The sequence below is a fragment of the Bradyrhizobium sp. LB11.1 genome, assembly GCF_040549385.1.
Taxonomy (GTDB): domain Bacteria; phylum Pseudomonadota; class Alphaproteobacteria; order Rhizobiales; family Xanthobacteraceae; genus Bradyrhizobium.
This window is the reverse complement of record NZ_JBEPTH010000002.1, coordinates 713823-732507: the sequence shown is the minus strand read 5'-3', so window position 1 is coordinate 732507 and position 18685 is coordinate 713823. Positions and strand designations below refer to the sequence as shown.

The following is an 18685-nucleotide window of genomic DNA, read 5'->3' as shown; positions in this document are numbered from 1 at the left end:
CTGCATCTTGATGGCGGCTGTCTTTGGATTATTGCGTTTTCCTGCTCTCTCCTCCGTCATTGCGAGCGCAGCGAAGCAATCCAGGCTGTCTCTGCCGGGGCAGTCTGGATTGCTTCGTCGCATCAGCGCAAAATTGCTCCGCAATTTTGTCGCGAGCTCCTCGCAATGACGGCGAGGTTGGCAGCGCGGCCTACCGACCGCCCTCCACGTACGACGAAATTTCGATCAGACTGCCATCAGGATCCCGGCAATAGACCGAGCGCAGCGTGCCGCGGGCGCCTTGCTTGAGAACCGGGCCTTCCTCGATCGCGACGCCATGTGCCTTCAAATGCGCCACCACCTCGTCCGGCGTGGCGGTGGTGAGGAAGCAGAGATCCTCGCTGCCGGCGGTTTGATGGTCGGCGGTGAACCACTCCACCTTGTCGGCGTCGCGCGGCCGAACGTTGATCTTCTGTTGACCAAACTGAAGCGAGGTCCGCGGCGCTTTGCCGCCGCCGGGGTCGAACACCTTGACTTCCATGCCAAGGATCCTGCGATACCACTCGGCGGTAATTGCCACGTCGGCGACGTTGATCACGAGGTGATCGAGGGCCTGAACCTTGACCGGCATGCCTTATCCTTTGGTCGCCATGAACGCTGCGCACTTTCCGCGCGTGGCGGGCTTTGGTACAACGCCGCTGACGCCACTATCAAGCTATCCGGCGATCAAGAACACCGCCATTTGAAGAACAACACCCCTTCAAGAACAACACCTGGGAGAAACCTTGAGATGATCACTCGCCGTTCCGCGCTGGGCCTGCTCGCAGCCACTCCCCTTGCAGCCAGCCCGTTGTCGAAGGCCTTCGCAGCGGACTATCCGTCCCGGCCGGTGAAGTTCGTGGTTGGCTATCCGCCGGGGGGCGCCACCGACATTCTGGCCCGACTGATCGGCCAGCGGCTGTCAGAGCGGCTCGGCCAGCAATTCGTGATCGAGAACAAGCCGGGCGCCGGCAACAACATCGCCACCGAATCCGTCGTCAATGCCGAGCCCGACGGCTACACCGTGCTGCTGGTCAATCCGGCGAACTTCATCAACTCCACGCTCTACGTCAATCTCAAGTTCAACTTCGTTCGCGACATCGCGCCGATCGCCGGCTTCCAGCGCGTGCCAAACGTGATGACCGTCAACAAGGACGTGCCGGCCAAGACGGTCGCCGAGTTCATAGACTACGTGAAGGCCAATCCCGGCAAGGTGAACATGGCCTCCTCCGGCAACGGCACCTCGGTGCATCTGTCCGGCGAGATGTTCATGGCCTTGACTGGCTGCAAGATGCAGCACGTGCCTTATCGCGGCGCCGCCCCCGCGATCACCGACATGCTCGGCGGCCAGGTGCAGGTGATCTTCGACAACATGCCGTCGATCATCCAGCACATCCGCTCCGGCTCGCTGCGCGCGCTCGGCGTCACCACCGCGCAGCGTTCGCCGCAATTGCCGGACGTGCCCGCGATCGGCGAGACCGTGAAGGACTACGAGGCGAGCGCGCTGTTCGGCATGGGCGCGCCGAAGAACATGCCCAAGGACATGATCGCCAAGCTCAACAACGAGATCAACACGCTCATGAAGGAGCCCGACATGACCAAGCGCCTGGTCGAGCTCGGCGGCGATCCGCTGGTGCTGACGCCCGAGGCGTTCGGCCAGGAGATCGCGGCCGAGACCGCGAAGTGGAAGAAGGTCGTCGAGTTCGCCGGCCTCAAGGTCGAGTAGCGATCTCAGGAATGACTGTGAATGAAGCCCCGCCGAAAGGCGGGGCTTTTTCTTTCGTGGTCTGTCGGCCTGATCTGGAAAGGTACGACGAAGTCCGACGATACCCGGCGCAGCGTCGTGCGGGTTTCCGCTTGACGGATCGGCGTTTGCGCCTATACTAAACCTTATGGTTAAGCATCAGGACAGGGCGCTCGATCATATCTTTGCGGCGCTGTCCGATCCGACGCGGCGCGCGCTGATCGCGCGGCTCGGCGAAAAGGACAGTCTGTCGGTGAGCGAGCTGGCAGCGCCGTTCTCGATCTCGCTGCCGGCGATCATGAAGCATCTCGACGTGCTCACGGATGCGGGCCTGATCGTGCGCGAGAAGACCGGGCGCACGGTCTCCTGCCGGCTCACCGCGCAGCCGATGGAGCAGGCGATGAACTGGCTCAATCGCTACGCGCAATTCTGGTCCGAGAGTTTCGACCGCCTTGCCGCCTTTGTGGAGGACAAACCATGGTCAACGCAGCCGCCAACATCGCCGAAGGTGCAACCGAGGGCCCAAGCCTCACCCTCACGCGACGGCTCCGCGCGCGGCCGGACAAAGTCTTCGCGGCCTGGACGCAAGCCGAGCAACTAGTGCAATGGTTCGGGCCACCGAACATGAAGCCGGCGACGCTGAGCGCCGAGCTCGATGTCCGCGGCGGCGGCAGCTTTCGCATCTCCTTCACTCGCGACGACGGCGAATATTTCGAGGCGGGCGGCATCTACCGCGAGGTCGTGCCATACGAGCGGCTGGTCTTCACCTGGGCCTGGCATTCGACGCCGGAGCGCGAATCGCTGGTGACGATCACGCTGAAACCTGACAGCGCCGGCACGCTGATGATCTTTCATCACGCCCAGTTCTTCGACGAGACCGCGCGCGACAACCATCAGCGCGGCTGGAGCTCGTTCTTCGACAAGCTCGACACCTTCGTTGCTTGATCCCTGTTAGAGGAGGATACCATGCAGCAACATGAGATCGTCTCGCGCGAGCAATGGGTCGCGGCTCGCAAAGCCCATCTGGCGCATGAGAAGGACCTGAGCCAGGCTCGCGAACGCCTTGCCGAGGAGCGCCGCGCATTGCCCTGGGTGAAGGTCGACAAGAGCTATGTGTTCGATGGCCCGAACGGAAAGGTCACCCTCGGCGATCTCTTCAAGGACCGCCCGCAACTCGTCGTTCAGCACGTGATGTTCGCGCCCGACTGGGAGGCCGCCTGCAAGAGCTGCTCGTTCTGGGCCGATGGTTTTGAGCGCATGGTGCCGCATCTGGCGGCGCGCGATACCACGATGATCGCGATCTCGCTGGCGTCAGTCGCAAAGCTCGAAGCATTCAAGAAGCGCATGGGCTGGAGTTTCGACTGGGTGTCTTCAGGCCGCAACGACTTCAACTATGATTACGAGGTCTCGTTCACACGCGAGCAGATCGAGCAGGGCGTCCCGAAATACAATTTCGGCACCACGCCGTTCTATGGGCCCGAGCTGCCCGGCATCAGCGTGTTCTTCCGTAACGAGGCCGGCGAGATCTTTCATACCTATTCCTGCTTCGCGCGCGGTCTCGATATGATGAACGCCGCCTATCAGTATCTCGATCTCACGCCGCTCGGCCGTCACGAGGAGGGGCTGCCCTATCCGATGGACTGGGTCCGCCTGCGCGACCAGTACGAGCCGCAGACGAAGGGCGCGTGCTGCCACGGGTGAGGGGGCGATGTAATTCTTGTAGCCCGGATGGAGCGCAGCGAAATCCGGGGGGGCGAGGCGCGTGGCGGACCCGGATTGCGCAGCGCTCCATTCGGGCTACGAGACTGGCTTTTGCCATTACTTCTTCGCGTCCGCTTGCTCCGTGCCGTGACACGAGATCAGCATCGTATAGGCACGCGCGTTGGCGGCAATGTCGGTGGTCTTGAGCTCGCCCTTCGGCTCGGCCGTCTGATACGGCACGACCGAGTTGTCGAGGAAGTCGCGAAGCGCGCCGGTCTTGATGGCGAAGTTGATGTTTTCGGGGATGCTGCCGGTTGCCGCGGCGACTCGCAATCCATCGAGCTTTCCGGTGACGACGCCGACGACCTGACCAGTCGTGTCGAACAGCGGGCCTCCGCTGTTTCCCGGCTGAACGGGCGCACTGATCTGCAGGAAACGCGAATCGTTGCGCATGCCGCTGAGCGAACTCACGATGCCCGTCGTCACGGTGAAGTCCGAGGTCAGCAATCCGTGGAACGGAAAGCCGATCGCTACGACGGAATCGCCGGAGCGGATCGAGCGGTCACGGATCCGGGCAAACGCCTTGAACGTCGCCGTCGACGGCGCCTGTAAAAGGGCGAGGTCGTTATTCGCATCGCTCGATACCACACGCAACACCATCGCGGCCTCGCCGGTGAGATTGCCCTTGAGCTCGCTGCAACCGTCGATCACGTGGTTGTTGGTGACGATATGCCCGTAAGTGCTGACCACGAAACCGGTGCCAAAGCCGCTGCTGCTTTTGGCCCCTTTGCCGGGTTTGCTGGCTGGCGGTGAGCCCTGCTTGTCTGCCGTGGCGGCCGGTTTCACCGCCCCCTTGGCGAAATCGCCGGCCTTGTCGAGCCCGACGGCCTTCACCTTGGTCACGCAATTGGCCAATGCGGCGATCACCGGCCCTGTCGAGGTCAGATCGAAATTCAGAACGGCGCGGCCGGCTGTCGCCACCATCAGGCTCGCCTTCTGGAACGTACGCACAACATTGAGCGGCATGATGGCGGTGAGCATATTGGGCTGGTACGCGGTGGCAAACAGCCTGGCTTGCTCCTGCCCGTCAAATGTCACGTCGATCGCGGCGTTCTCGCCCTTGTTGAAGTGGTAGGTGGGACTCGCAAAGGCGAGCGACCATGTGCCGGCGGCATTCTGGCTCACGACGAGGATGACGCCGTTGGCATAGGGCGTCGTCGCCGCACAATGGGAGAAGGCGCCGGTCTGGTCGTTGCTGAAGGCGCCGCCGATCCAGTTGCCGACATTGACGGAGCCGAACGGTCCAGCCCCATGCGCCAGTCCGGCAAGGCTCAACTGCAACAGAGCCGCAGCGACAAACGACTTCAACCACATGGCTTCCCCCCGGAACGCTTTGGCCGCATCTTATCTGCGCGAACTGGTGCCACGCAACCAACAGTTGCTCGGCTGGACGGCGCCCCTTGCTGACGACTTCGGGCTTGCCATTACTTTGTCAGGCGGTATACTTTGCATTACAAAGTGACTGGGTGAGCCGGTCCGTGAGCGTGGGTGGAGCGGAGTTGTGGCGTTGCCGATGCGCGATCTCGACAAGGCGCTGGCCGATATCGTGGCGATCCGCAGCCAGATCGCGGCTGGCACGGCGTTTCGCGGCTACGGTCCGGCGACGATGGCTGCGACCGGCGCGGTTGCGCTTGTCACCGCGATCCTGCAATTCTGGCTGCTTGGCGATCCCACCGGCGAGCCGCTTGGCTTCTTTCTCGGCTGGTTGGTCGCGGCGACGTTGTCGGGTCTGATGATCTGGATCGAGATGCGTGCGCGCTCGCGCCGTCATCATTCGGGCCTTGCCGACGCCATGATCCACCAGGCGGTCGAGCAGTTCTTGCCCGCGGGCGTCGCCGGCGTTCTGCTTGCGGTGGTGATGTGGAAGTTCGCCGGGGAGACGCTGTGGCTCTTGCCAGGCCTCTGGCAGATCCTGGTGTCGCTTGGCATTTTCGCGTCCGTTCGATCGCTGCCGCGTAGCGTGGCGTTCGCCGGAGCCTGGTATTTCATCTCGGGCTTCGCGGTGGTGGTGCTGGCGAGCCAGACCCATACGCTCTCGCCATGGACCATGGGAATGCCTTTCGTGATCGGCCAATCGGTGATGGCGGCCATTCTGTATTTCGCGTCCGGAGACAATGATGTCGAAGACTGACAGCGCGCCTTTCTCCTATGAAGGGCTCGACCGTGTGATCCACGAGAAGGCGAGGCTTGGGCTTCTGACCTCGCTGATGGCCCATCCGAAGGGGCTTGCGTTTGCCGATCTCAAGCAGCTTTGTGGCCTCACTGACGGCAATCTCAGCCGGCACCTCGCCGTGCTCCAGGAGGCCGGCCTCGTCGAGGTGACGAAGGGCTACGAGGGCAACCGTCCGCACACCACCTGCCGTCTGACCAAAACCGGCCGCCGTCGCTTCCTCGATTATCTCGCCGTGCTCGAGCGTCTCGTGCGCGACGCCGCCAAAGCGGCCGGCCGCGGGGCGCCATTGCTCGGCCGTCTCGGCATTCTCCCGACCTGATCGTCCCCCTTTTTGACTGGAGACTTTGCAATGCAAAGTGGCATCACGTCCCACAACGAGAAGCTTCATGTCGGCATCATCATGGACGGTAATGGACGATGGGCGACGCGGCGCGGCCTGTCGCGCGTACGCGGCCACGAGGCCGGCGTCGAGACGATCCGTCGCATCGTCGAAGCGTCGCCCAAGCAGGGCATCGGCACGTTGACGCTCTACGCGTTCTCGACCGACAATTGGCGCAGGCCCAAGGCCGAGGTCGCAGCCCTGATGACGCTGTTGCGCTTCTATCTCGCCAATGAGGTGCAGAGCCTGGTGAAGAACGGCGTGCGGCTCAACGTGATTGGCCGCCGCGACCGCCTGCCGGACGGCGTCGCCAACGCGATTGCGCGTGCGGAGGCTGCCACCGCACATGGCAGCACGCTGCATTTGCGCATCGCCGTCGACTATTCCGCGCGCGATGCCATCCTGAATGCCGCGGCCAAGGCCGCCGCGCTGACCAGCCTCACCCGCGAAGCCTTCTCGCAGCTTGTCACCGGCGAGGCAGGCTTGCGCGACGTCGATCTCATCGTCCGCACGTCCGGCGAAAAGCGGCTGTCGGACTTCCTGCTCTGGGAAGGCGCCTATGCCGAGCTGCACTTCACCGAGCGGATGTGGCCCGAATTCGACGCAGGCGATCTCGCCACGGCGCTCGCCTCCTTCCATGGCCGCGAGCGACGCTTCGGCGGCCTTCAGGCAATCATGCCTGAGGAGGTGCCTTCTCTCTCTCGGGCATGACACTGAGGCGGAGCCCAGCATGGGTCTCCACGCGCCCTGTGGCACGGGACAACGCCCTGTGTCCTGGCGCGCTTTCAACGCGGGCGATCGCATGACCTCCTTCAAGACCATTCGTGCCCGTGCCGAGAAGCGCAAGGGGGGGCCCAAGGCGCTCGAAAAACTGATGCCCGAAAAGCCCGACCTCAAGGGTCTCGCAAAACTCGGCGACGATCGTATCCTCGCAGAGATGACCAGGCGAGTATTTTGCGCGGGCTTTGCCTGGAGCGTGATTGATGCGAAGTGGAACGGTTTTGAAGACGCCTTCCTGCACTTCCAGCCGGCCAAGCTCTCGTTCCAGCCCGAGGACTATTGGGAAGCCCTGATGCGCGACGCGCGGATCGTGCGCAATGGTGCCAAAATCATGTCGGTGCGCGAGAACGCCGCCTTCGTGCAGGAGATCGCGAAAGAGCACGGTAGCTTCGGCAAGTTTTTGGCGAAATGGCCGCCGTCCAACGAGATCGGCCTGCTCGACCTCCTCATCAAGCGGGGCAGCCGGCTGGGCGGCAACACCGGACAGATGCTGCTGCGCTTTGTCGGCTGGGACGGTTTCGTCACGTCGAAGGACGTCGTCGCCTGTCTGCGCGATGCCGGCCTCGACATCGCCGAAGAGGTCAAGTCGAAGGGCGATCTCGCACGAGTGCAGGCGCAGTTCAACGCGTGGGCCGAGGAGACGGGCCTGCCCTACACATATCTGTCACGCATCTGCGCGCTCTCGGTCGGCGAAAACCGGAGCGAGCACTAGCGCTTATCGATCAGATCGTGGACATCGTGTGGCGATCTCGCGCCGTCTGCGCGGCAGATGCAGCGCGCGATCACGAAATTCATTTGGCAGGAACATTTGTGCGCAGCACCCGTTCGGGAATTTGAGCCAGGCAACACAGGCGCAGGGAACATGCGCTCCAGCCAAACCCTGGTTCAAGCCATGAAACTCGAATGACAGAACGGAGCAGCTCATGAAGCTCACATCCGAACAGGTGAAACAGACCGTCAACCAGCTCGGCGCCCAGGTGCTGCCCGACGAGCATCCCGCCATGCCCCAGCTCAACAGCATGTTCGGGGAGCACACCTTCTTCGTCGACGAGATGGGATTGAAAGTCCTCGAGCCGACCCCGTCGCTCGGCGCGGAGCGCGAGACCGGTGAAGTCGTGAGTCTCGCCGACTGGAGCGATGCGGATCTGACGCGCCTGATGGCGCACGACCCCGAGCCGACCGGCGTGATCGTGGTGTTCGAACATGTCAGGCACTGAGACCGCGAGGACGAGGGCCGCGTACGGCCCCCGTCCGGATCGCAGTTGACCGGATGTTCGGCACCTTCGTCGCAGAGCGCGACGACCTGCCTTGCAATTACGGCCTGGTGAAGCCGCTGCGCTCCAACAATCCGGTCGTCAATGCGTTTCACGAATGGGCAGCGCTCGGGCGCAATCTCTGGCGGTCACCCACCCGGCGTGACCGCTTCGCCTGCCTGATCGGCCCGCCCGGGGACGGTGCGGTGACGCCGGCGGTCACGACGGCGACGGCGCGCGATGCCGGTCAAAAGGTCAGTGCTGTGGTGGATGAAATGGCGCACCCGACACGATTCGAACGTGTGACCTTTGCCTTCGGAGGGCAACGCTCTATCCAGCTGAGCTACGGGTGCAGCGAGGCCTCATTTAGCCGATTGGCGAGGGGTGGGCAACCGGTCTCGCTCCGACAATCGTTGCGCTTTAGGCCGATTTGCGAGGGGTTGGGCCAGGAACCTGACCACCAGCCGGCATAGTGTCCCGGCCGAGGCCTGCGAATTCGGCCAGTATTCGCTCGGAGCAGACCACGCGGTTGCGGCCGAGCCGTTTGGCGGCATAGAGCGCCTGATCGGCCGCGCCCAGCAGCCGGTCGGGGGCGCCGTCGGCCTCGCCGGGGATGTGGCTGGCGACGCCGACACTGAGAGTGACGTGGTTGCCGGCCCCGTGGGCGCCATGGGCGATCGCCAAGGCCATCACAGCGCCGCGGATTTCCTCGGCGATGGCGCAGGCCTCGTCGCAGCTCATGTCGGGCAGGATCAGCGCAAATTCCTCGCCGCCATAGCGGCTGGCCAGGTCGAGCGGGCGCACCGCGTGGCGGCTGACGACGCCCGCGACCGCGCGCAGGCATTCGTCGCCGGACTGGTGGCCGTGCTCGTCGTTGAACAGCTTGAAATGATCGACGTCGACGAACAACAGCGCCAGCGGCTTCTGCGTCCGCTGCGCGCGCGCCCATTCGGTCATCAGCATCTGGTCGAACGAGCGGCGGTTCGACAGCCCGGTCAGCCCGTCCTTGGTGGCGAGCTCCTTCAACGCCATCTCGGCGCGTTTCTGGTCGGTGAGGTCGCGCAGCGTCTCCACCACGGCGATCAGATTGCCGGCCTCGTCATGGATGGGACCCGCATCGATCGCAAGATAGAGCTGGCTGCCGAGCTTCGGCATCACGCACCAGTTCTCCGCGCTGAAGCCGAGCCCGTTGTGGCCGCGCGCGGCGTATTCGGAATAAAACTCCGGCAGCCGCTCGGGCTGGTCGAGCGCAACGAGGTCAGCGAGGCACGGGCGCCTGGTCTCGTAGAAGGCCTGCCAGTGCTTATTGGTGCCGATCACCTCGGAGGCAGCGACCCCGGTCAGCCGCTCGCACGCCTTGTTCCAGATCACGACGCGCCGCTTCGGATCGATCACGAAGGTCGGCACCACCAGGTGCTGCATCAGCCGCACCGCGTAGGAATCCGCTACGTCGACGGCTTTGGCAGGAGCCTTGATGAGTTTTGCCATCTCAGGCTACCGCCGCCACGGGCTCGGCGTCGCCCGGGCCGAACAGCTCGCGCACCTCGGCCGCCGGCTTCGGCTTGCTGAACAGATAGCCCTGCATCTCCGTGCAGCCGAGCGCGCGCAGCATCTCGCGCTGGGCCTCGGTCTCGACGCCTTCGGCGACCGTGGTCATGTTGCTGGCGGCGGCGATGTTCACCACCGCCTGCACGATCACGGGCGATCCGCCGGCGTCGGCGATGTCGGCGACGAAGCAGCGGTCGATCTTGATCTTGTCGAACGGGAAGCGCTTCAGATAGCTCAGCGAAGAATAGCCGGTGCCGAAATCGTCGAGCGCGATGCGCACGCCGATCGAGCGAAGCTGGTGCAGGATCGAGAGTGCCGCCTCGTCGTCTCGGATCAGCACGGCCTCGGTGATCTCGAGCTCGAGCCGCCGCGGCTCGAGCCCGGAGGCTGCCAGCGCGCCCGCGATCCGCAGCGCCAGCGTGTCGCATTTCAGCTGCACCGGCGAGACGTTGACGGCGATGCGCACATGGGCGGGCCAGGTCGCGGCCTCGTTGCAGGCCGTGCGCAACACCCAGTCGCCGAGCTCGCTGATCAGGCCGGTGTCTTCGGCGATCGGAATGAATTCGGCTGGCGAGATCATGCCGCGTTCGGGATGGCGCCAGCGCAGCAGCGCTTCGCAGCCGGACACCTCGCCCGAGTGCAGATTGACCAGAGGCTGGTAATGGATCTCGAAGCCGCCATGCACCAGTGCCTGCCGCAAATCCTGCTCCATGGTGAGGCGGGCTTTGGCGCTCGCATCCATCTCCGGCACGAAGAAGCGGTAAGTGCGCCGGCCTTCCGCCTTGGCGCCGTACATTGCGAGGTCGGCATTCTTGATGAGCTGATCGAGATCGGCGCCGTCCTGCGGCGCCAGCGCGATGCCGATGCTGGCGTCGGTAGAGAGCTGATGGCCGAAGCAATGATAGGGGCGGCGGATCGCTTCATGGAGCCGCGTCACGAAGGACAGCACGTCGGCTGACGATTCGATTCCACTCTGGATCACGGCAAACTCGTCGCCGCCGAGCCGCGCGATCAAATCGCCGGGCCTGAGGCAGGCCCGGATGCGGCCCGCGATCGCCTTCAGCAACTCGTCGCCGACATGGTGGCCGAGCGAATCGTTGATGCCCTTGAATTCGTCGACGTCGATGTAGAGCAGCGCGAACCGCGCGCCGTCCGCGACCTTCGCCAACTCACGCTCGATCTGCTCGCGGAACAGCGTGCGATTCGGCAGGTCGGTCAGCGCGTCGTAGTGCGCCATATGCGCGATCTTGTCATGGGCGCGCCGCCGCTCGGTGACATCCTCGACGACATTGATGAGGTAGCGCGGCTCGCCTGAGGAGTCGCGGATGCCGATCCGGGTCGACGTGATGTAGCGCAGTCCCATGGTCTGGCTCGGCCAGGGGTGCTCGTCCTTGGACAATCCCTCGGTCGTCTGCAGTGCCTTGCTATCGTCCTCGTTGACAAGCCTGGCGGTGTCGCCCGGGTAGATGTCCAGGGGTGTCTTGCCAACGACGGCATCTCGCGATTGGCCGAATTGCTCTGCAGCGGTGCGGTTGATCAGCAGATATTGCCGTGTCCGGGCGTCCTTCACCGTGATCTGCGACGGGATGTGATCGATGATCTCGCGGAGGAACGTGTAGTTGCGGTCGCGCTCCTGCTCCAGATTGAGCCGCTCGGTGATCTCCTCGATCGTCGCCACCCATCCGCCCTGCGCCAGCGGTGTGTTGATGACCTGGAAGGCGCGGCCGTTGGGCAATTGATGCGTTTTCGTGGTGACCTTGCCCTCGGCGACGCCCCTCATGACGTCGGCGCAAAACGCCTCTACGTCGCCGCTGAACGCATTGCGCTCCTTGCGATGGGCCATCGCCCCGGTGATGTGACAGCCGGGCTTGATGACGTCGTGGGAGAGACCGAACATGTCGGCATAGCGGCGATTGCAGGTAACGATGTATCCGCCGGCGTCGTACAGGATCAACCCTTGCGACATATTGTTGAGGGCGGTGTCGAGCCGCTGCCGCTCCGCCTCCAGCCGTTGCTGGGCCTCGCGGTTCTGCCGGTTGATCTGCCGGACGATCATGAAGAGGATCAGCGCGATCACGGCCGCCGAAAGCGTCGCGGTGGTGACCATGAAGCCGGTCTGCTGCCGCCAGTCGGCAAGCGCGGACGACATGGTATTGGTGGCCACGATGACCAGCGGGAAATGCGTCAGCGACGCAGCCGAGCCGAGCTTCTCCTCGCCGTCGACCGGGCTCTTGACGCGAAGCGTGTGCTGGCCGCCGCGAGTCAGAACCTTCTGGATCAGCGGTGCGCTCTTGTAGCTGATCCCGATCATCGATTCGACATTCGGGTAGCGCGCCAGCATCACGCCTTCGCGGTCGTACAGCGAGATGGCGGCGCCTTCGGCCAGCGCGACCGAGGCGAAATAATGTCGATAGCTGTCGGGATCGATCCGCCGCACCATCGCGCCGACGAAGGTGCCATCCGGCAGGCTCAGCCGGCGCGCCACGATCGTGGTCCATTTGCCGATCAGGAAGCTGCGCACGGATTCCAGCAGCACCGGCTCCGACATCGGGTTCGATTTGAAGGTCTGGAAATAGGCCCGCGAGGAGACGTTGATCTTGGGCAGCGGCTGGGCGCCCGACCATGAGATCAGGTCGCCGTCGGCATCGTAAATCGCGATATCGCCGAGATAGGAGACGGCGCTGATCTTGCCTCTCAGCATCCGGCCGGCCTCAGGTCCCGACATGCGCTCGCGGAACATCTGCGGCGATGTGATCTCCGGCAGGTGCATCTGCCCGATCAGATCGGCAGCGATGACGTCGGAATCTTCAAACTGCTGATCGAAGTGCCGCGCGATCAGCTGCACCGTGTTTTCCAGCTCGCGCTCGCGGTTGGTCAGCGTGCGCTCGCGAAACTCGCCGACAGCCATTGCGGTCACGGCGAAGATGCCGGCAACCAGCAAGGCGCCCGAGAGTGTCAGCCACAGCACGGGGCCGCGCCGCAGGGCAGCGTCCCGGCCGCCCTTCGCGGCCAGGAACATCGCAGCTGCCATCCCTGAAAAAACCTGGCGCATTCCTCTCCCCTGGAGGAACAGAAATACTATGGACAGATGGCGCAATGCTTAGGAAAGCCGGTTACCCGTGGCTTAAACCGGTTGCGGATTAATACGGATATCCACCCACGCGGGAGCCGCGGAGCGTCACGCCACGGTTGTACGTCGCCCTCACGGCGCGCTGCGCTGCAGCGTTAATCGAAGCTTAATGCGAGGCGCCCGCGCTGTTGTCGCCGCGGCCATCACGCAGCCGCCCAACCACCGTCAGCGATTGCAGGTCGTTGTGGGCAAGGATGCGCCGCATGGCTCGGACCTCCAGCGACAATGGCTTCGCGATTGCGCAGGGATGATGGGGCTACAGCTGATCGCACTGATCGAAGAGGGTTCTTACCGCCGATACCCGTTCGCCCGCGAATAGCCCTGGCGGTTCTGCTGCATCGGGCGCGCGGAGACGTTGGCGCGGGACTCGCTCGAGGCGGGGGTGGCGAGCTTCAGCTCCTCCAGGAAGATCGGGCGGGCGAAATAATAGCCCTGCGCGTAACGGATCTTGGTCGCGGCCTGGAGATAAGCGAGCTCCTCGTAGGATTCGAGGCCTTCGGCGATCACCGTCATGCCGAGTGCTTCGCTCAAGGATTCGATCGCGCGCAGAATGCCCTGGCTGCGCGGGCGCTTATGGATGTCGGTGATGAAGGAGCGGTCGATCTTGATCTCGTCGGCGGTGATGTCGGCGAGCGCGGAGAGCGAGGAATAGCCGGTACCGAAATCGTCGATGGAGATGCCGATTCCGAGCTTGCGGAACATCGGCAGGATCTCCGTCTGGAAATGATCCTTGGCGACGAAGGCGTCTTCCGTCACCTCGATCATGAAGCGCTCCGGAAAGCCGGTATCCTCCAGCGCCTGCGCGAAACTGCGCATGAATTCGGGCTTTCCAGCCTGCTTGGCGGCGACGTTGATGCTGATGGTCGCTTCCGCACCGAAGGTGTCGTTGATCAGGTCGATCGACTTGATGATCTCGGCCAGCACGAGATGGGTCAGCTCATCGATCAGCCCGAGCTCGCTCGCCAGATTAATGAACGAGCCCGGCGCCTGGATCACGCCCTCATCGTCGCGCAGGCGCACCAGCGCCTCGATGCCCTTCACCTCCTGGGTGCGGATGTCGACCTTGGACTGGAAGGCGCAGCAGAAGCGCTTCTCGAGAATGGCGAGCCGCAGCGATTGCTCGATCTTCATCCGCGCCAGCGCCTCGCGCTCCATGCTCGAATCGAAGAAGGCGGCCGAGCCTTTGCCATTGTTCTTCATGCGGTACATCGCGATGTCGGCGTTCTGGCGCAGCGTCTCGAAGCTGCGGCCGTGATCGGGATAGAGGCTGACGCCGACGGACGTCGAGGCGAAGACTTCCGAATTGTCGATGAAGAACGGTGCAGTCAGCCGCTCCAGCGTCGACTGCAGGAATTCGGCGACTTCCTCCTGGCTCTGGATCGGCGATAGTAGCAGCAGGAATTCGTCGCCGGAGATGCGCGACAACATATCGGAGTCGCGAAGGTCGCGCCCGAGCCGTTTCGCAAGCTCGACCAGCAGCGCATCGCCGACAGGGTGGCCGTAATAGTCGTTGATGTGCTTGAAATTGTCGACGTCGAGAAAAGCCAGTGCGAAGCGCTCGTCGGCGCGATCGCGCGCCAGCAGGCCGTTGGCGCGATGCTCGATCACGCGTCGCGAGGGCAGGCCGGTCAACTCGTCGAAATAGGCCGAGCGAAACAGCTGGTCCTCGAAATTCTTCTGTTCGGTGATGTCTGCGGAGGCAGAGATCAGGAGCTCGCGGCCGGCGAACTGGACCGGCCGATGGGTGGTCAGCAGCACCTGGCGTGCGGTGCCGTCCCGAAGCGCTTCTTCGGAGGTGACCGGCTGTCCGGCCTTCAGCGCTCGCTCGCAGGCCTCGCGACGCTGCGCGAGATCCGGCGACGGACGGCTGCCGTCCATGCCGAGTTGGGCGGCCGCGACATCGTTAACCAGGAGAAGCTTGCCTTGCGCATCCTGCACGGTCAGGCCGGCAGGCAGCATTCTAACGATTTCCTTGAGAAATCCGAGTTCGGCTTCATTCGCGCCGCTATATGCATTGTCGTTCATAGAGTCATGAATCTTGTTGTTTCAGCGCGCCTTTGCAATGAGCGCGATCATGCGCAGTTCCCTCTTAGGTTTGGTTAAGGGGTCCGCAGAAATACGGGGGTGTTTTGGGGGAAACTTGTGGCGTTGCGAGGTGCGCCGCCGATCGTCATTAACGGAAGGTCAACAGCGCCTGCAAAAGGGAGAGCGTAGCGCGCGGCTATCTTTCGTTTGGGTCGTGATTGAATCGGCGCGAGCGATGGTGGACACCTCTCGCTGCTGGGGAGAGGCGATCCTCACTCACTTTTGGGAATGCGACATTGCATGGTGCAATGCAGCCCGGTCTTCAAATAAGAGACCTCGGTCTTGCCGTCGAAGGCTGACAGCGCCGACTTCAGCAGCTTGGTGCCGAAGCCGGGCTCGGAGATGTCGCCAACGGTCGGTCCCTCGGTTTCATCCCAAGTGATGGTCAATCGATCGTCGCTCAAGGTCCACGACACCTGCAGCAATCCGCGAGGCGAGGAAAACGCGCCGTATTTGCCGGCGTTAGTGGCGAGTTCGTGAAACATCAATGACAGCGTCACCGCAAGCTTTGGCGGCAGAAACAGCCGGTCGCCGTTGAGTGTGAAGCGGACATGGCCGTAAGGGCCGAGCTCGGAGATCAGGAGATCGCGAATGTCGCAGCCGGCCTTGTCGACCCGTGCGATCAAATCGTCAGTGGCCGCCAGCGAGCGCAGCCGCGGGTCGATGCGGGCCCAGACCTGTGGCTCGTCGTGCAGCACCTGGTGCAGCACGGCGTGTACCGTCGACAGCTTGTTCTTCAGCCGGTGCTGGAGCTCGTCGACCAGGACCTTGCGATAGTCTTCCTCCTCGATCAGGCGCTTGGAGATCCGGCGCTGCTCCGTCAGCATCGTGCGATAATGCTCGACACCCCAGATGGTCAGCGCGGAGACGCCCCAATAAAGCGTCAGCAGGGCGAACCGCGCGCGATCGGCAAACGCATGGTCGAAATTCACGACGACGCCGAGCACGCCGCCGACCAGTGCCGTCACGACGCCGATCCGAAGGCCCCCGAAGGCGGCTGCAAAGAACACCGCCGGGAAGTACGGTGTGAAGTAGACGTCGGGACGCACATGCGCGAGTCCCCAGCGCGCCAAGGTCGCGATCAGCACGCAGGTCACGGCAAACGCAATGCTCAGGCCGAGCGTTGGCGGCGCCACGCCCTGCCAGCCCTTGCGGAATTCGTCGATCAGCTTCCCCATGCGTAGCCCGGTTGCGGCCCGTCTCTCGATTTTCGGACTTCCATCGCCATGATGTTACGCATCTCGCATGCGCAAGCAAAGCTTGCCTTGCCGGGAGCCGGCGGGGATAGTGAATGCGGCGCCGATTGTCGTGGTGACGTCATCGATCGGTGTCCGCCATTTGGCTTCAAATCATTCGAAAACAGGGACATTCCATGGGCAGGCTTGACGGTAAGGTTGCGGTGATCACGGGTGCGACGAGCGGGATCGGATTGCGTACCGCGGAAGTCTTCGTTGCCGAAGGTGCCAAAATTGTGATCGCGGGCCGCCGTATGCCGGAAGGCGAGGCGCTGGCAAAACAGCTCGGCGTTGCCTGCGTTTTCCGCCAGACGGATGTGACCGTCGAAGCGCAGATGCAGGCGCTGATCGCGCTCGCGGTGGAAAAATTCGGCCGGATCGACTGCCTCTTCAACAATGCCGGCGGCCCGGCGCAGACCGGCGGCATCGAGGGCCTCGAGGTCGAGCGTTTCGACGCCGCGATGGCGACCCTGGTCCGCAGCGTCATGCTCGGCATGAAGCACGCCGCGCCCTATATGAAGAAACAGGGGTCCGGCAGCATCATCAACAATGGCAGCATCGCCGGCCGCCTTGCCGGCTTCTCCTCCTCGATCGTGTATGGCGCGGCCAAGGCGGCGGTCATCCATCTCACCAAATGCGTGGCGATGGAGCTCGGCGAGTCCAATGTGCGCGTCAACTCGATCTCGCCCGGCGCGATCGCGACCGGCATTTTTGGCAAGGCGCTGGGACTATCGACGGAAGCTGCCGAGAAGACGCCGGCGGTGATGCGCGATGTCTACAAGACCGCGCAGCCGATTCCGCGCGCCGGCATTCCCGACGATATCGCCAACGCCGCGGTGTTTTTGGCGAGCGACGAATCCAGCTTCATCAACGGCCACGATCTCGTCATCGACGGCGCCATCACCGGCGGCCGCAACTGGAGCCAGCAGCAGCAGGGCCTGACGGCCCTGCGCAAGGCGTTCGATCAGGGCGCGTAGGAGCTCCGGAGGAGGTCCCGTAGGGTGGGCAAACAAAGCGAAGCGTGCCCACCATCTTTCGTTCCGAAAATTGGTGGGCACGGCGCTATGCGCCTTTGCCCACCCTACGAAACCGGGTTTCCGTCATTGCGAGAAGCGAAGCGACGAAGCAATCCAGAATGTTTCCGCGGAAAGGCTCTGGATTGCTTCGCTTCGCTCGCAATGACGACTGTGACTAAACCGCCTGCACCCTTACCCTCAACCCATCCCGCGGCTTCGGGATCGGCCACATCTGCCAGTCCGGCTTATAGCCCGGCTCCAACGACACCTCGATATTCTGCAGGAAGTGCCGGGCAAAACATTTCGCCTGCATGTAGGCGAAGTGCAGGCCAAGGCACATATGCGCGCCGCCGCCAAACGGCACCCAGGCGAAGCGGTGACGGTTGCGCTGGGCTTCTTCGGTGAAGCGCAGGGGATCGAAGCGATCCGGCTCCGGCCAGATGTCCTTCATGTGGTGCGTGTAGAGCGGATTGACGCCGACAGCCGTGCCCGCGGGAACCGTATAGCCCTTGAATGCAAAATCGCGCATCGCGCGGCGCGGCATCGAGGGGACCGGCGGCTTGATCCGCAGCGCTTCCTTGAAGGCCATCTCCGTCAACGGCATCTTTTCGAGATCGTCGAAGCTGCTCGGCGCGCCCGGAGCAAGCCCGAGCGCGAGAACTTCGGCGCGCAGCTTGGTCTGCCAGTCCGGATTGGCGGCGAGCTCGCCAATGAAGGACGTCAGCGACGAGGTCAGCGTGTCGTGCGCCGCCATCATCAGAAAGCTCATATGGTCGATGATGTCCTGCTCGGACAGCAGCGCACCGTCCTCATGGGTGGCGCGGCAGAGTTGCGAGAACAGATCGTCGCCGCCGTGATTGCCGCGGCGCAGCGGGATCTGCTCACGGAAATAGGCGATGATACGTTTGCGCCCCTTCACCCCTCGCGCCATCTGCGTGCCGGGCAGGGGACGGCGGATCGGGGCGACCGCCGCGGCAACCATATCGACGAAGGCGCGGTTGATCTCGTTGACCTCCGGTCCGATATCGGCGCCGAGGAAAGACGCTGCCGCAAGATCGAGCGTGAGTTGCTTCATCGCCGGATAAAGCTGCATCTCGCCGGGCTTGGCCTTCCACTGCGCCACCCGTGCCGAAATGCCGCGGTCGAGGTCGCTGAGATAGGACTTCATCGGCCCGGACTTGAACGCGACCGAAAGGGCCTTGCGATGCAGCCGGTGCTCGTCGAAATCCAGCAGCATCAAGCCGCGCGGAAACAAGAGCCCGAGCACATTATTCCAGCCGTGGGTCGACGAAAACAGCTTCTGCTGATCGAACAGCACGAGCTCGTTGGCTTCCGGCCCGAGCAGCACGACATTGGTCTCGCCGAAGATGTGGGTGCGATAGACGGGCCCGTATTTGGCGCCGTTCCTCTCGATATGTCCCTTGGGGTCGGCGAGCACCCGGAAGGTCATGCCGACGATCGGCCAGCCTTCGTCGCCCGGGATATGCGTCAGTTCATTGCGTTTGGGTGCGGTGTACTGAAGCGCAGGCGTGGCCACATTCTGCATGGACATGACGATGGCTC

At 63.4% G+C, this 18685-nt stretch carries 17 protein-coding genes and 1 tRNA gene; 10 read left to right on the top strand and 8 right to left on the bottom strand.

Features of this window, described 5'->3' with window-relative positions; all coding sequences use genetic code 11:
• Positions 1-190 precede the first annotated feature (190 nt).
• Entirely contained in the window at positions 191-610 is a 420-nt protein-coding gene (locus tag ABIA96_RS07305) for a VOC family protein (protein ID WP_354136342.1), read from the bottom strand.
• A 159-nt stretch (positions 611-769) separates the two neighbouring features.
• Between ABIA96_RS07305 and ABIA96_RS07300 the strand changes: the two genes are divergently transcribed.
• The 4 genes from ABIA96_RS07300 (at position 770) to ABIA96_RS07285 (ending at position 3463) form a co-directional block, all read left to right on the top strand.
• Positions 770-1744 (top strand): Bug family tripartite tricarboxylate transporter substrate binding protein, encoded by a 975-nt coding sequence (locus ABIA96_RS07300; protein ID WP_354136341.1) that lies wholly within the window; start codon positions 770-772, stop codon positions 1742-1744.
• A 166-nt stretch (positions 1745-1910) separates the two neighbouring features.
• Positions 1911-2363, top strand: a complete 453-nt coding sequence (locus ABIA96_RS07295; protein ID WP_354136340.1) for an ArsR/SmtB family transcription factor — start codon at positions 1911-1913, stop codon at positions 2361-2363.
• Complete coding sequence (locus ABIA96_RS07290; protein ID WP_354136339.1) at positions 2363-2707, top strand: SRPBCC family protein; 345 nt, start codon at positions 2363-2365, stop codon at positions 2705-2707. The genes ABIA96_RS07295 and ABIA96_RS07290 overlap by 1 nt, the downstream gene beginning before the upstream one ends.
• 21 nt (positions 2708-2728) lie before the next feature.
• Positions 2729-3463 carry a DUF899 domain-containing protein gene (locus ABIA96_RS07285; RefSeq protein ID WP_354136338.1) on the top strand — a complete coding sequence of 245 codons (735 nt, stop codon included), beginning with the start codon at positions 2729-2731 and terminating at the stop codon, positions 3461-3463.
• A gap of 117 nt (positions 3464-3580) precedes the next feature.
• Here ABIA96_RS07285 and ABIA96_RS07280 read toward each other — a convergent pair whose 3' ends face one another.
• The gene (locus ABIA96_RS07280; protein ID WP_354136337.1) at positions 3581-4837 is read right to left on the bottom strand and encodes a S1C family serine protease; all 1257 of its coding nucleotides are present in this window, start codon (positions 4835-4837) and stop codon (positions 3581-3583) included.
• Positions 4838-5036: 199 nt separating this feature from the next.
• Here ABIA96_RS07280 and ABIA96_RS07275 point away from each other — a divergent pair, with 199 nt between their 5' ends.
• From ABIA96_RS07275 to ABIA96_RS07255, 5 genes are all read left to right on the top strand, one after another.
• Positions 5037-5654: a hypothetical protein gene (locus ABIA96_RS07275; RefSeq protein ID WP_354136336.1), complete on the top strand. Its 618-nt coding sequence runs from the start codon at positions 5037-5039 to the stop codon at positions 5652-5654.
• Positions 5641-6015 (top strand): transcriptional regulator, encoded by a 375-nt coding sequence (locus tag ABIA96_RS07270; RefSeq protein ID WP_354136335.1) that lies wholly within the window; start codon positions 5641-5643, stop codon positions 6013-6015. The genes ABIA96_RS07275 and ABIA96_RS07270 overlap by 14 nt, the downstream gene beginning before the upstream one ends.
• A gap of 30 nt (positions 6016-6045) precedes the next feature.
• Positions 6046-6786: a di-trans,poly-cis-decaprenylcistransferase gene (locus ABIA96_RS07265; protein ID WP_354136334.1), complete on the top strand. Its 741-nt coding sequence runs from the start codon at positions 6046-6048 to the stop codon at positions 6784-6786.
• A 91-nt stretch (positions 6787-6877) separates the two neighbouring features.
• Positions 6878-7567 (top strand): DNA-3-methyladenine glycosylase I, encoded by a 690-nt coding sequence (locus tag ABIA96_RS07260; RefSeq protein ID WP_354136333.1) that lies wholly within the window; start codon positions 6878-6880, stop codon positions 7565-7567.
• Positions 7568-7778: 211 nt separating this feature from the next.
• Positions 7779-8072, top strand: a complete 294-nt coding sequence (locus tag ABIA96_RS07255) for a hypothetical protein (protein ID WP_354136332.1) — start codon at positions 7779-7781, stop codon at positions 8070-8072.
• A gap of 312 nt (positions 8073-8384) precedes the next feature.
• On the opposite strand, the gene ABIA96_RS07250 is transcribed toward ABIA96_RS07255, so the two are convergent.
• The 5 genes from ABIA96_RS07250 to ABIA96_RS07230 all read right to left on the bottom strand — a co-directional run bounded on the left by ABIA96_RS07250 (position 8385) and on the right by ABIA96_RS07230 (position 16049).
• Positions 8385-8461: transfer RNA gene (locus tag ABIA96_RS07250), tRNA-Arg, on the bottom strand.
• Positions 8462-8528: 67 nt separating this feature from the next.
• Positions 8529-9596, bottom strand: coding sequence for a sensor domain-containing diguanylate cyclase (locus tag ABIA96_RS07245; RefSeq protein ID WP_354136331.1), 1068 nt, complete (start codon positions 9594-9596; stop codon positions 8529-8531).
• Between the two features lies 1 nt (position 9597).
• A complete protein-coding gene (locus ABIA96_RS07240; protein ID WP_354136433.1) occupies positions 9598-12708 on the bottom strand; it encodes a bifunctional diguanylate cyclase/phosphodiesterase in 3111 nt (1036 codons plus the stop codon).
• 366 nt (positions 12709-13074) lie between these two features.
• Positions 13075-14811, bottom strand: coding sequence for a putative bifunctional diguanylate cyclase/phosphodiesterase (locus tag ABIA96_RS07235; protein WP_354136330.1), 1737 nt, complete (start codon positions 14809-14811; stop codon positions 13075-13077).
• 272 nt (positions 14812-15083) lie between these two features.
• Entirely contained in the window at positions 15084-16049 is a 966-nt protein-coding gene (locus ABIA96_RS07230; RefSeq protein WP_354136329.1) for a sensor histidine kinase, read from the bottom strand.
• A 194-nt stretch (positions 16050-16243) separates the two neighbouring features.
• Between ABIA96_RS07230 and ABIA96_RS07225 the strand changes: the two genes are divergently transcribed.
• Positions 16244-17083 (top strand): SDR family NAD(P)-dependent oxidoreductase, encoded by an 840-nt coding sequence (locus ABIA96_RS07225; protein WP_354136328.1) that lies wholly within the window; start codon positions 16244-16246, stop codon positions 17081-17083.
• Positions 17084-17297: 214 nt separating this feature from the next.
• Here the strand turns inward: ABIA96_RS07225 and ABIA96_RS07220 are convergent, their stop codons facing one another.
• Complete coding sequence (locus ABIA96_RS07220; RefSeq protein WP_354136327.1) at positions 17298-18674, bottom strand: cytochrome P450; 1377 nt, start codon at positions 18672-18674, stop codon at positions 17298-17300.
• Positions 18675-18685: the final 11 nt, after the last annotated feature.